The 14,447-nt window shown below is 45.0% G+C and carries 8 protein-coding genes; 1 reads left to right on the top strand and 7 read right to left on the bottom strand.

Annotated elements, in window-relative coordinates:
- Positions 1-14: 14 nt before the first annotated feature.
- The 5 genes from M472_RS40975 to M472_RS40955 form a co-directional block, all read right to left on the bottom strand.
- A complete protein-coding gene (locus M472_RS40975) occupies positions 15-1,703 on the bottom strand; it encodes a right-handed parallel beta-helix repeat-containing protein (RefSeq protein WP_021071846.1) in 1,689 nt (562 codons plus the stop codon).
- Positions 1,704-1,743: 40 nt separating this feature from the next.
- Positions 1,744-3,528 (bottom strand): RagB/SusD family nutrient uptake outer membrane protein, encoded by a 1,785-nt coding sequence (locus M472_RS40970; protein WP_021071845.1) that lies wholly within the window; start codon positions 3,526-3,528, stop codon positions 1,744-1,746.
- Positions 3,529-3,541: 13 nt separating this feature from the next.
- Positions 3,542-7,072: a TonB-dependent receptor gene (locus tag M472_RS40965; RefSeq protein ID WP_235049533.1), complete on the bottom strand. Its 3,531-nt coding sequence runs from the start codon at positions 7,070-7,072 to the stop codon at positions 3,542-3,544.
- A 170-nt stretch (positions 7,073-7,242) separates the two neighbouring features.
- A complete protein-coding gene (locus M472_RS40960) occupies positions 7,243-8,424 on the bottom strand; it encodes a FecR family protein (RefSeq protein ID WP_021071843.1) in 1,182 nt (393 codons plus the stop codon).
- 101 nt (positions 8,425-8,525) lie between these two features.
- Entirely contained in the window at positions 8,526-9,110 is a 585-nt protein-coding gene (locus M472_RS40955) for an RNA polymerase sigma-70 factor (protein WP_021071842.1), read from the bottom strand.
- 246 nt (positions 9,111-9,356) lie between these two features.
- On the opposite strand from M472_RS40955, the gene M472_RS40950 reads away from it, so the two are divergent.
- Positions 9,357-9,668 (top strand): TFIIB-type zinc ribbon-containing protein, encoded by a 312-nt coding sequence (locus tag M472_RS40950; RefSeq protein ID WP_031301984.1) that lies wholly within the window; start codon positions 9,357-9,359, stop codon positions 9,666-9,668.
- A gap of 96 nt (positions 9,669-9,764) precedes the next feature.
- Here the strand turns inward: M472_RS40950 and M472_RS40945 are convergent, their stop codons facing one another.
- Together M472_RS40945 and M472_RS40940 are read right to left on the bottom strand one after the other, a co-directional pair.
- Positions 9,765-11,363: a RagB/SusD family nutrient uptake outer membrane protein gene (locus tag M472_RS40945; protein WP_021071840.1), complete on the bottom strand. Its 1,599-nt coding sequence runs from the start codon at positions 11,361-11,363 to the stop codon at positions 9,765-9,767.
- Between the two features lie 18 nt (positions 11,364-11,381).
- Positions 11,382-14,291, bottom strand: coding sequence for a SusC/RagA family TonB-linked outer membrane protein (locus M472_RS40940; RefSeq protein WP_081643216.1), 2,910 nt, complete (start codon positions 14,289-14,291; stop codon positions 11,382-11,384).
- Positions 14,292-14,447: the final 156 nt, after the last annotated feature.

The following is a 14,447-nucleotide window of genomic DNA, read 5'->3' as shown; positions in this document are numbered from 1 at the left end:
CTTGTCTTTTAATGTTATTTTACTTTTGCCCCCATAAACGTTCCTGTCCGCGGCTCGCCATTGATATCTTTCTCAATTCGCTTATCCAACTGCGGATTGTACCCCTGTCCGATAGCACCAAGGCTTGTCCCTGTAAGGCCATAGGTCAATGCCGGATTATTGGTACCTATGGGTAGAAATTCGGCATTCAACATCGAAGACGGAGCGAATACAGCTCCAGCTACAACTGTACCTGCATCTCCATAAGTCGATGCACCCGTCACCGAATTCTTAATACTTGGAATCACTGTTACGTTGTCCGTATGGGCATCCACATCCTTCGATGTCGCCGCTTGCTTATTGCCAGATATAATCGAATTGACAACTGTCAGATTATTCACTTTATCTCTTCGATATACACCTCCACCCGGTCCTACGACCTCATTGCCTGTGATCGTCGAACTGATGATATCCACCTTGGTACCTCCATACTGCATCACCCCACCGCCGCCGTTGGCCGACGTACTTTTATTCCCTACGATCAGGCAGTTTACAAGGACTGCATTTGAGTTTTCCCGCATATATACACCAGCTCCATAGGACGTATTGCTATTGTTCATTACCTCCGAATCATACAGGTAGATATTCGCATTTGGATAGCCATGAATACCGCCGGCAGTACCTTTGGCATAATTATCGTTGAACTGACAATGATAGGCTGTTAGCGTGGCATCTGCCACCCATACACCACCACCGTTGTTACTACTATTTGTATTGCCATTGACTTTCGAGTCTTCCATCGTCACATCAGCTCCTGCAAACACATACATCCCTGCGGCAAAGCCTACTGTACCTTTCGCATTGGATGCTTTATTGTCCGTTATCTCCACCTGTCTGAGGTATACTCTGGCATTCGCGATCAATAAACCGCCACCATGTCCACGGCTATACTTTACACTACTGATCGTTGTATTCGTAGATCTATCCGTTGCATGTCCACCCCGAATAGTCAATCCTTCCAGATGAACCTTAGATTCCGTATCCAATGCGGCTGTAATGGTCACCGTATGGAATGCCTCTTTACCCGAAGCCAATTGACCATCCAATATTGTTTTGTACAATGCAGCATTCGGTTTGGCTCCTGGCAGTGCATCTTCGGCAAAGCCGCCAATCAATGTAATATTTTTTGATATCTCAAAAGTATAGTCGGATTCTTCGCTGGCATCTCCATTACGGATTGTTTTGGATGGCTTATAGACTCCCTCCGCCAAATAAATCGTACTATTCGTTGTCGCCTTTTCTATCGCTGTATTAAGATCTGTAGGTGTATTCCAGGACTTTCCATCCCCTGTACCGTCTACTGTCACATAGAATACAGGCACTTTACCCGACTCCTGCACCACGAGCACTTGCCTGGATTCATCTTGATTGATACGAACAGAAATAGTCCCTGATCGTTCATCCTCCGCATTGGTCACTGTGGAGAATCCAATCCGTCGTTTCCCTTTCTCATAGGCCGTTGTGTCCAACAAGATCCAGTCGGCATCAGTTTCTACACCAATGGTTGTATTGGACAGCACTTCAAAACTATAGGCATTTGTCTTACTACTGACTTCCATATAATCGACATTCATCAGCAGCTTTTCTTCAAAGCCCTCTTTATCTTTTTTACAGCTTGCCAACACCAAGAGTAAGCACAGCAGTATATAGTTTATATTTTTCATTTCGCATATCTTTTAATAATTTTCTACCTATTGCTCGAGCCTATTCGTCCCATTTATCATTCTGCTTCAAGCTGCGATTCAGCAGTAACTCTTCCGAAGGGATAGGTGCAAAATAATCCCTGTCCTCTCTAAAACCACCCCGATTGGGAAAAGGATCTATATTTCCAGAATTTCCTCCTTGCTGACCGGTAATCGGGTCCCATAGTGTCCGCTGTTTAATATTCACCATTGATGTCACCGAAGAAGGTGCTCCCGCCGTGCTGCCTGTATGCACGAAGACATCCGGCTGTCCATCTCCAGTAAAATCGTATGCTCCCACGCCAGGGAAATATACCCCTACAATAGGTTGGTTTACCTTCAATCCCTCTTTCCACCGCATCAGATCGTCCCACCGGAATCCTTCATTAAACAACTCGGCACGACGCTCTCTCCTGATTTCCAATATCACCCCCTGCATCCCCTTTACATTGGGATACATAGCCAACAAATACGGATCGGGATTCGCATTAGCCTGTGCCATATCCAGATTCGGCATACCCGCTCGGCTACGCAATTTATTGATCGAGATATTCAAGTCCGCTTGAGTCAAGGTACCCAACTCGGCCTTTGCTTCTGCAAAAACCAACAAAGCTTCTGCATAGCGGAATAATATAATATCAAAATACGCTCCAGAGGTCGCCCATTGGCTCCGATCTGGCAGTGCTTTAATCAATCGATATCCCGTTGTTGTAATTGACAGGTTGACAGGTTCATTCTTAGACTCTCCAATCACCTTAAAATCTGGTCCCGCCGTCGTCTGTGTCAATCGAGGGTCACGGTTTTTCATTTCGTCCAGAAAGCCCATGGTCTTGTAGTTGGCTTTATCAGTAAATCGAGATCCGTCCCGCATGAGGTAACTGTTGACCAAGTCTTTGGGTATACCATAAGATCCCTGTGTAGCTGATGTAAAAGAAGAGCCGAGGGAATGTACTTTAAGCCCCAACTCAAAATCTATGGCCAATATCGTCTCGATATTATCTTGGTTGTTTCGTGCAAAAAGATTTCTATACGCATTTTCGGCACCACCCTCCGTATACAAGGTATAGGCATTGGAAGTGATCAGATCCTGTGCTGCTGTTGCGGCCAAGGTCAAGTATTTATCGGCGTCTTCCAAACCATGGTATTTACGAAATGTTCCTTCAAATAAAGCCACACGAGCTTTTAACAACATCGCCGTATAGCGTGTTATCAGATTCACCTGCTTCTCTGCTGGAATATTCGCTATGGCAAAGTCAAGGTCGGCCATGACCGAATCCATGACCAGCGTACGGGAGTCTCTGGCTTTGTATAATTCCGGATCCTTTGCATCCAACACACCACTGTACCAAGGCACATCTCCAAAGGTTTTGACCTTATCGTAATAGAAATATGCTCTAAAAAAACGGGCTATGCCGCCATATTTTGCTTTGGCCGCTTCGTCCTTTACCTTATGATAATTGATCAAAAAATAATTGATCTTTCGCAGATCGTCCCAGTTCCAGCCACCTGAACCACGGGCCACTGGAACGACCCTCGATCCCCGCACCTTGGCCGCTGGATTCAGTGGCATCAGATTATCCGAGCCCGCATCATCTGTATAGCTGTCTGTCCATTCTTTTTCGTCAGAATTTCTAGAAAACGCACTATAAAAGTCATTGGTAGCGACCTCTAGGTCTTTGGCTGTATTAAAAAAGAAAGGAGCCTCTACCTGATCTTCCGATGGTCTATCCAAGAAGTCCTTGTCACAGGACATCATCATCCCACTCCATATAACTCCTAATCCAATTGTTATTAGTTTAATTTTCATGATGTCTTCCTATTTATAACCCTATCATTACCCCAAAAGAATACGTCTTACCCATTGGGTATACCCGTTGATCGCCGCGCTGAGTGGCATCCTTTGGTGCCGAATAACTTACCCCTGCTCCAGCCTGCTCCGGATCGATGTATTTCGTCAGCTTGCCAAAACTCCATGTAAACATATTTTCACCACTGAAAAACACACGCAGGCGCTCTATTTTAGCTTTCTTCGTCCATTCCTGTGGCAGCGTATACCCTACCGTCATATTTTTGACACGCAAAAAACCAAGGTTGGTCAAGTAGTAATCATTGACTTCATAGAGTGAGCGTCTCCCCTGTAACGAGGAATATCCTCTATAAATCTGCGGATAAGTATTTCCCGGCTTGTCGGGCGTCCACGCATTGTCGATCAGATCTTTACGGATAAATGACAGATAAGGTCTTTGATACGTACCCCAGAACAACTCGCCTGTAGGGTACCAATCTTGGCGTCCTACACCAGACAGCGCTGTGGAAAAATCAAAGTTTTTCCATTTCGCATTCAGGTTAAGCCCAAAGAGATATTGAGGCATCGCATTACCGATACGCTCCAGATCACCGTGATTGTCCAAAGTGTTATCCCCTTTATCTATTTTCCGATCACCGTTGAGATCCAAGTACTTGATATCACCGGCACGCAGGTGACTCCATTCACTGTTCTGCATCACGTTGAGTATATCGTCATATACCTGCCCCAGATTGACCGATGCCTGTGCACCACCTGGTATATCAAAATGACTTTGGTAAGCCGCCGCCTCTTCATCCGATTGGAATTGCCCTGCTACGCGGTAGCCCCATATTTCTCCCAAACGCTGCCCTTCATAATAACTGCTCAGGAGCCCTTTCGTATTATTGTATTTCGTGATTGTACCTTTAAAGTTTGATAGATTGGCTGTCACGTTAAACTGCAGCGGAGCTCCTGCCACGTCAAACTTGTCGCGGTAGGACACACCGACTTCCCATCCATCATTACGCAATGCAGCGTAGTTTTCACGTGGTTCCCGAGCACCAAATACACCTGGCAACGGTTCTCCCGGCAAGTACATGCCTTCCACATTCTTACGGTACCAATCCGCATTGACAAACAATTTATTGTCAAGCACACCGATATCCGCTCCCAGGTTCAAGCTTTTGGTACTTTCCCATGTTACCACACTCGGCAATGGTCCTGGCATCTGTGCAACGGTCAGCTTTTCTCCTCCGTTCAGCCAATTTCCACGTTTCACCGCCATTAATTCTTTAAATGTATTCACCGGTACCGTCTGATTGCCCAGTTTACCATAAGATCCCCTCAGCTTGAACGAAGACACATACGGTTTTATCTCTTGCCAAAAATGCTCTCTGTCCATCTGCCATCCCAATGATATAGACGGGAAAAAGCCCCATCGGCTATCTGCAGGAAACCGCGAAGAGCCGTCATAGCGCGCATTGATTTCCATTAGATATTTACCCTCATAATCGTAGTTGAAGCGACCGAAGAACCCACGCACTGCCCAGTTTGTAGCACTTCCGGTCATTGCATTCATTACCGTCGCCAGAGAGAGATTGGACAAGTCCTCCAGCAGCAGGTCGTCTCCCTTCGCACTGATAAAATCCTGATCATACTCCTCTTGGTTAAAACCCAACAACAGGCGCAGATTATGTTTATTCGCTACAGTCCTATTATACGTACCGAAAAAATTGAGTGCGTTATATTTATCCTTTGTACGTTGCTCCTCCAGTCGGTTCAGTCCTACCGTCAATGGATTCAGCCTATTGCCGGCCAAGTATGTAAAAGGATTCAAGCGTAGCGCGAGACTCTTATTCTCGATTCTATTGCTATAGTCAAAGTTAAATTCCAAACCTTTCATTGGCCGAGCTACGATACGAAACGTATTGGTAAACTCTTCGGTATCTATATTTCTCCAACTCTTGCCCGAAGCCAATCCTGCATTACCACCTTGTCCGCCAGAACCGGTACCGATATCCGTAGGGATACCATCGACAAAGTTCGGGTAAAACGGCATTAGGTTATACCAAGTGGTGGTACTCCACAGTCCCCCAAATCCATTCGAAAAACCACCATAATCTTTATCATTCTCATTGATAAACTGCACGTTATTGGAAACCTCCAGCCAATCATAAGGTGTGAATACCAGATTAGCCTTCATATTTTGACGCCCTATTCCAGCATCCTTGTTGATATTATTGATACTTTGTCTGTCATATACGCGCCCAGAGAGATACCCTTTCAATTTATCGGTACCACCCGATATCGATATGTTGTGAAAATTGGAAGCTTGATACTTGCGAAACAGATAATCCCACCAATCCGTCTGGTAGAAAAATTTATTGGTTCCATCAGCCTGCAATTCGTGAAATGGTCCTATCTCACCTTTAGACACCATCTTGATTGCTTCCCAGTCCATCGCATTGTACTGACTATAGCTACTTCCATTGTACCCCGAAATAGCGGCATCCACTGTCTTTGCATAGACATACGGATCCGTGATAAAATCGGTACGCGCAGCTGGTGTCGTCCAGGCAAAATTATTAGAATAATTGATTTCCGTTTTACCTGCTTTACCGCTCTTGGTTGTGATCAAGATCACCCCAAAAGCACCCCTCGCTCCATATATAGCTGACGAAGCCGCATCTTTCAGCACCGTCACCGATTCAATATCATTGGGATTGACCCGAGTGATATTGCCCTCAATACCATCGATCAGTACCAATGGATTGCCACCATTGATGGAATTGAAGCCCCTCACATTGATATCAGGAGTTGCTCCAGGATCACCATTATTAATCTGAATATTCAGGCCGGGCATCAGTCCCTGCAGTGTCGCTGCTATATTCGCGTCAGGACGCAATGCAATATCTTCGGCATTGACCTGCGCGACCGCACCCGTCAGGTTGGCCTTCTTCTGAACGCCATATCCGACAATTACGACCTCATCCAGGTCACTTGTTGCCTCGATCATACGGACCTCGAGCGCTTTTCCTACTTTATAGTGGACGACTTGATCTTCATAGCCCAACGCAGTAATCAGGAGCTGTCCTTCGTCCTGTACCACAGGTACCGTAAAAGAACCATCGGCCAGTGAAGCCGCGGCAATATTACTCTGCTGTAACCGCACCGAAGCACCAGTTAACGGAGCGCCTTTACTATCGACAATCTTTCCTTTTAACTGCTTTTGCTGCACTCCCAATTCAGAAGCAGCAACCTCCATCTCCGACGCCTTTTTTATCAATACCGTCTTGTTCTGCACCACGTAGAACAATCCCCTTGGCGTCAGACAAGCATCCAAGACCTTCTTCAGGTCCATATTTTTGACATGCAGATCGATCTTCTCCACCTCTTTCAGTTGGCTGCTGTTATAGAAAAAATCAAGATTGGTCTGCTCTTGGATCTGTGTCAGTACATCAGCGAGCTCAGCTCGCTTTACCGACAGACTTACTTTCTGTGCATAGGTACTTCCATTTGCCTGCATGAAAAGACCCAGCAACAAAAATGAATATAACTTCATCATGAGTAAACATGTTAGCAATCGGCGGGGAGCCCCTCCAATTGCGGTAATATTTTTATACATTTGATAGGTATTTGGTAAAATATTATTAATTCAAAACTGATGCTATTTCCAGGTACTATCGAAGAGAGGGTGTTGGCGCATCCCCTCTTCTCCTGTTCTGATAACCGTCCTTATTTCATCACGACCACCCTCCCTTCTTGAATATCAAAACGTAAATCAGATACTTGTTCTATATTCGCCAAGACCTCGCTCAGCTTTTTGGAGCGCTTGAAGCTCCCCGTAAATAAATCTGTCGACCCCGCTTTAAATTCAACCCCAGCAATCGTATACCACTTGGCCAAGTCTTCCATAATATTCTTTATAGACTCCTCTTTAAATCGGAAATAACCTTCCTTCCAGGCCAGCACCTGTCCCATATCCACCTTATCTTGCAATTGTATACTCGCCGAATGATTAACCCGTGCCTGCTGTCCCGGTTTGATACGAGCCTGCCCCTGTGCGGCATCCACCTGTACCGAACCTGATACCAAGGTCGTCGCCACATCCTTATCCGTTTTATAAGCCGACATATTGAACTGGGTTCCCAATACGGTTATCGCTGCATTCTTGGCATGTACCACAAAAGGCGAAGTCTTATCGTGGGCTACCTCAAAGAAAGCTTCTCCCGAGAGCGTCACTTCGCGTTGTTTCTTACCAAATAAACTAGAGATTTCCACCTGCGAATCTGAATTCAGATTGACGACAGATGCGTCTGGCAACATAAGACGTAGCGTCACTCCTTTCGGGGCTACAAAGCGGTGTTTCTCATTGGCCTGAAAAAAATCTGCCTGTTGACTCTGTTGCATAATGATCGTACCATCTCCGCCCCGCAGCAGCGCCAAGCCCTTATAATGAAGCGTATCCTTCCCCACATCAGCCAGCGAGAGTTGCTTGCCATCCGCCAATGTTATCAATGCATCCTCCTTTGGCAGTTCGATATCCGTTGTTATCTCCTTAGCCGTAGCGACTACCGGATCATTATCCACTGCTCTGTTCTTCCACAGCTGATAGCCCACGACACCTACAATTCCGGTCAAGAGCACCACCGCTGCGACCTTTCCCAGGGAGCTCCATCGCTTATAAAACGGCACCAAGACAGCATCTTCTTCCGCGGTCTTGCTCAAAATGCGTTCAAATACAGCATCCTCTTGAAAAGCCCTATTTCCCTCTAGTTGGAGCGATCGATCCACCAAATCCGAAAACTCAGCCTCCTCCAATTCCTCCATCAATACATCCAACTCTCGTTGTTCAGACTCGGTCAGCGTACCATTCAGGTATTTATTAAAAAGTAGTTGTAATCTATTTCTATCCAATTTTCTTCGCCTTGATTATAGGTAGTACACCCAAGTCGGGCGAAAGGACTAGTCGACGGTGTACTTTTTTTTGCTATATGCCAAAAGCCATATGCCAAAAGCTATAAGCCATTAGCTATAAGCCAAAAGCCATATGCTATCATTAAGTAGTTATAATCCGCCTGTGGAAGCGTCTTTCTGATATTTTTAAGAGCCTGTGTAATATGATTTTTCACCGTATTGGGCGATATACCCATTTCTGCGGCAATCTGCTGATGGCTATATCCTTCTAAGCGGCTCAACCGTAACGCTCTTTTTTGCTGTTCGGGCAGGCTTTCTATAGAATGTTCCAAGTGACTCTCCAATTCCCGTACGTCCAGTCGCTGCTCCACATCGTTGACCTGCACATCCGTCACCTCCACCAAGTATTTTCTTGTTACTCGGGCATGGCGCAGTTGATTAAAACACAAGCGCTTGGCCATCACATAGATCAACGGCCATAGATCTCGGTCTTCCTGGATTTCCGCCCGGGTGGACCACACTTTCACAAAACAGTCCTGTACCAACTCTTCCGCTGCCGCCGTATCCCTCAGGAGCCTAAAACCCAAGTCATACAACAGTGGCGCATAGGCATCATACAACGCACGAAAGGCGAGCCTGTCACCTTGCTTAATCCGCAGTAATATACCTTTTGTAATTGTTGTCATGAGTTCTAGCGATTGTCGCTGTTAATTTAGATTCCCGATAAAGGTATAGACATTTATCTAAAAATCCAATCTGCCCAAAGATACAACGCTAATGTTAAGCGAATATTAAGAACGGAAGAGTATCCCCTATCAGCCATCAAATCTGTTAAAAAACCGTAAATTTTTAACGGTATAGCCCTAGTTTTCCGGCAAAATCCATAGCTTGCTAATTGTAAAATGCAAACATCAAAATTAAATACAAAGACTATGAAATGTCCCAACTGCAATGAAACATTACTGATGACCGAGCGTCATCAGGTAGAAATAGACTACTGTCCCAGCTGTAGAGGTATCTGGTTGGATCGTGGCGAATTAGACAAGCTGATGGACTATGCTTCCACACAAGGACAGGCTCCAGCAGCCCCCCGCTACGACGAACGCCCACGTGACGACCATTACAATCGTACGGACCGCAACGACTACCGGGACCACCGCGACTCGAGAGACAGTAGGGATTACAACCAACGCTATCCCAAGAAAAAGAAATCCTTTCTTTCAGATTTCTTTGACTTTGATTAGTCGAGAACGTACACTTGATCCACACAAGACTACTGGAACAAACAAAGGAGCTTCTCTTATCAAGAAGCTCCTTTGTTATTCCCAAAAACAGTTTTCCTAATAACCAGGATTCTGTTTCAAGGCAGGCTCTACCTTCAGGCTATTTTCATGGAATGGCCATAGATAGTTGTTTTCTTTAAACGACCGGTCTTCCACTTTCAGCGTTTCGACCTTGCCATTTACCAATCTACTATGTCCCATCGCCGGTTTATTCATCACCTCTTCAGCTATTCTCCATCTTAATATATCATCATAACGCAGTCCCTCTCCAGCAAACTCCGTACGACGTTCATTGCGTATAAGATCTATCCACTCTTGTTGTGATTTTGCTGTCAACGTGACATCTGCCTGGCTCATATCCAGTCCCGCTCTTCGGCGCACATCGTTAATACATTTTTTAGCGAGATCATCCACATCGTTCAGCATGATTTTAGCTTCCGCATACGTCAATAACACCTCCGCATAACGTAAAAAACCAAGATCCATATTTCCAGACGATTTAGCTACGTCTGCTTGATCCACCCATTTCTTAAACCAAAATCCCGATTTACCAGCTCTTGCTTTCTCATAGTATACCGAGGTACTCGGATCATAGATATCCAACTTCTCACCATTGAATGTATCACCGTGCATAAATATACTTTCCGCCAAGCGAGGATCCCGATTCAGCTTGGGGTTGAGCTCATATTCCTCTTTAGTATGCAGTGGGCAGGCGTCGATTGGTCTTCCCTGTTTTGTCCAGTAAGAATCCACTAGCGACTTAAGCGGCACCAAGTAGGATTGTCCATGTCCTGTTTTCGATTGCGGAGCCATTACATTGAATGTAATACTGCCTCCCGATCGACTGTCTCGATCAAAGCGCATCACAAATTCCCTGTTCGTCTTATCCGCTTTATAGTTAAATATATCACCGTATTTGCCATGCAGCTCATACAGACCACCATCCATCACCTCTTTAGCGAGTTTAGCCGCCAGCTCGTAACGACCATTGATCAGGGCATAGCGCATGATCAGTGCTTTGAACGAATATTGATTGAAAAGATAGGCATTTGTCGTATATATTTCCTTCGGCAATCTATTCGCAATCTCCTCCGCTAATGGAAATAATATCTCTAATATTTCTTCCTTGGTTTTGGTCGGCTGCAATGCCGAGCCTAGATCGGCCGGTTCTAAGTGAAACGGCACATCGCCCCAACGGCTCGTGAGCTTAAAGTAGTGCCAGCAACGCAATGCCTCAAATATGGATTTGTATCTACTGCGCAGCGCTTCATCTTCCATATAGGGCACATCCATACTGGCGATAAAAGTATTGAGGCGTCCCAGGTGCTTCATGTGCAATTGGTAGTAGGTCAAGAACGGTTCGGTATTCGAGTTAATATTACCATTGGCGATCTGTTGGTGACGGTCGCCCGACATACGACTATACGCATTATCCGACTTTCCATCCTCCATATAGAATAGGATATGTCTATAGGTACCATGCGAAAACGGATCCATAAAACTACTGTACAACACCCTTAGCACATCCGCCTCCGTATTAAAAAACTCGGCAAAATCAGTTGCCGTAGGATCGGTCTTGTCCAAGAACTTCTCACATCCTGTCAGAGACAGTGTAGCCGAGGCGAGCATTACGTAGAATATATTTGATTTTTTCATCTGTATCAATTATTAACTTTAAAATATAGAAGTAGTTATACCAAATGTATAGGTTGCCATACGTGGATAGTTACCACCACCACCATTTCTCTCAGGCTCTAATCCCTCCCATTTAGTAAAGGTGATCGCATCCTGAGCATTGATGTATAACCTCGTGTTGTGGAATGATTTTCCGATTTTCTTGACGGTATAGCCCAATTGCAACACTTTAATACGGAAGTAAGAAGCATTTCCCATCCATACATCACTCAGGTAGGCATTCGTACTTGTCCCCGTCCATACCCTAGGGAATCTGCTATTTTGGTTTTCGGGAGTCCAACGATTATCCGCATAATACTGTCTAGGAGCGCCCAGGGCATTCGTATTTCCATCCACCCGTACAGGATACCCCTCTTGATCGCTTATTCTCGCCGTACGTTTACCGACACCCTGTCCGACCATACTAAAGTCAAAGCCCTTATATTTCAAGCTCATATTGACATTGTAGTTGTAACGCGGCGATGGGTCTCCAAGATAGACGCGGTCTGCATCATTGATGATACCGTCGCCATTCTGATCCACATACTTAATATCTCCAGGCAGTGTATTGGCCATCTTAGCCGCTGTATTTGCTACGTCGTCCGCATCGCGGAAAAAACCGTTAGTCTGGAATCCGTAGTAGTTGTCAATCGCAATTCCTTTGTACCATATCTTGTCTGTATTATCCGTAAAGACCAAGGTATCGGTATCCTTATACCCGGCCTTCAATACCTCATTTTTATTGTCGAAGAACGCACCTCCGATACTATAGGTTACATTTCCGATCTTATCGCTCCAGTTTGCCGATAGTTCCACCCCTTTGTTGCGTACCTCCCCGATATTCACTGAGGTCGTCAATGAGTGCGATCCAGTAAGTGGAGGTACTGGGAATTTAGAATAAATCAGATCATACGAGAATTTATCATATACTTCGGCAGTCAACGTCAATCGGTCTTTTAATGTCGTTACATCTACGCCCACATTCCATTGCTTTTGCTTTTCCCAAGAGAAATCAGGATTTGGCACCCGCATCGTCCATCCATAATTATTCACCACTTCTTCCCACAGGTAAGGATCTACATTCTCGTTACCGATCAATCCGTATGATCCTCTCAATTTCAGATTAGACAACACCTTAGCGTCCTTCAGTCCTTGCATAAAGTTCTCGTTGTGGATATTCCATGCAACCGCTGCCGAAGGGAAGAAACCCCATTTATGTCCAGGGGCAAACTTACTGCTACCATCTGCACGACCCGTAGCTTCCAGGATATAACGGTTATCAAATGCGTAATTCAATTTACCAAAAAACGAAGCTTTCGAAATCTGTTTATAACTGGTATACGTCAGGTCCATCACTTCAGTACCAGCCGTAAAATAGATTTTGTCCTTATCCTCACGCAATGAGTTCGTATAATTGACTAGCGCACGAGCCGTCAATTGGCTTTCACTCACCCCTTGCGAGGCATCCACCTTATTAGACACGATTTGAATCGGTTTACCATTCTCGTCAAGGTATCTAAAAGACTTTACTTCTTCTTTATTCGCCGATTTGCTCACCATATACGACACATTTCCCTCGATATTCAGCTTATCGGTAATATTATAGCGAGGTCTAAGGTTGATCACACTTTTATCGTGCATATAGTTTTTTATCCCACCTCGTTTAATACGGGCTACGGGATTGAGGTCATCGTGCAATATATAGTGCTCTGGCAGACCGCTATCGTAGTATACCTGTTGGGTCGGATTCATCCGCCAGGCGATTTGATAAAGGCCATTGCCATTATCATTTTGCAATAAGCGGTCGTTTTGTAGACGCTGCGCATAAAAATCGGCCAATAACACAAATTTGTTGGCAATATTGACGTTTGTATTAAATCGTGCTGTGAATTTTTGGGATCCCTCAATAGCATTCAACCCAGTCTCCCGAAGATGTCCCATCATCAGATTAAAGGTACCTACCCCTCCACCTCCTGAGACATTAGCCGATTGATTGTGCGCCATCGATGTACGCTGCATCACTTCCTTCATCCAATCTACCGATTTGATCTCACCGGACTGTGCCTTTGCAATATCCTCATCCGAGTAAGACAATGCTTGGCCCTGATATCCGCTAGCTTCATTATTGAGGCGCATATACTGCTCCGCATTGACAAACTGAGGCAAATCGATCGCTTTGTTAAAGCCAGACCATGCATTCAAGTTTACTTTAAACTTGCCTGTGGTTCCTCTTTCGGTCTCGATGATAATTACCCCGTTAGCTCCCCTCGATCCATACATCGAAGCCGATGCAGCATCCTTTAGGACCGTTAGACTCTTGATCTGATTGGGATCCAAATCTGATATATCCATTTCCATTCCGTCCACAATCACAAGAGGCTCCGCATTCTGCAGTGTACTTACACCGCGAATATTGATACTACCAAAAGTACTCCCTGGCAGCGAATTACCTTGCATCATCGTCACTCCGGGTATCGTACCACTGAAAGCCTGTTGCATCTTCATGATCGGCCTGGACTTCGTTTGTTCCATATCCAGTTGTCCTACAGAAGAGGCCACGTGTTGTCTATCGACTTTATTATACCCCATTACAACCACCTCATCCAATCCCATCTGAGCTTCCTCCAATATCACAGCGATACGTGATGACGACTCTTTAACCTGGAGTTCTTGCGTTTCGTAACCTACTGCCGAAATGATCAAAATGACAGATTCGGACTTCGATTTTAGATCGAAATTACCTCCGGCATCGGTCTCTGTACCGATATTGGAGCCCTTAATTAAAATAGAAGCGTTCGCCACTGGTCGATTCAGGTTATCCTTAACCTTCCCCCCGAGGGTAAGTCCAGTCTGTGCGGTAGCCAGTGTTATGGAACACCAAGCCATCAAAAAAAGTAAAGTTGCTTTCATTTAGTTAACCATTTGTTTATTATTACTTAGGTTTTAATTTCACATAGATAACAAAACTTTATTGAAAAATATAATAAACAAAAACTAGTTAGCATTATTTTTTACTAAAAACAAACTCTAACTACCTAACTACCAGCAACACGACAATTGTAACGA

The organism is Sphingobacterium paucimobilis HER1398, from assembly GCF_000416985.1.
In the GTDB taxonomy this organism is placed as follows: Bacteria; Bacteroidota; Bacteroidia; order Sphingobacteriales; family Sphingobacteriaceae; genus Sphingobacterium; species Sphingobacterium paucimobilis.
Note: the sequence above shows the minus strand (reverse complement) of the source record. Positions and strands in the feature narration are given on the sequence as shown.

Coding starts and splice junctions, on each gene's coding strand:
- M472_RS40975 (WP_021071846.1), bottom strand. CDS start 1,703: ATGAAAAATATAAACTATATACTGCTGTGCTTACTCTTGGTGTTGGCA.
- M472_RS40970 (WP_021071845.1), bottom strand. CDS start 3,528: ATGAAAATTAAACTAATAACAATTGGATTAGGAGTTATATGGAGTGGG.
- M472_RS40965 (WP_235049533.1), bottom strand. CDS start 7,072: ATGATGAAGTTATATTCATTTTTGTTGCTGGGTCTTTTCATGCAGGCA.
- M472_RS40955 (WP_021071842.1), bottom strand. CDS start 9,110: ATGACAACAATTACAAAAGGTATATTACTGCGGATTAAGCAAGGTGAC.
- M472_RS40950 (WP_031301984.1), top strand. CDS start 9,357: ATGAAATGTCCCAACTGCAATGAAACATTACTGATGACCGAGCGTCAT.
- M472_RS40945 (WP_021071840.1), bottom strand. CDS start 11,363: ATGAAAAAATCAAATATATTCTACGTAATGCTCGCCTCGGCTACACTG.
- M472_RS40940 (WP_081643216.1), bottom strand. CDS start 14,291: ATGAAAGCAACTTTACTTTTTTTGATGGCTTGGTGTTCCATAACACTG.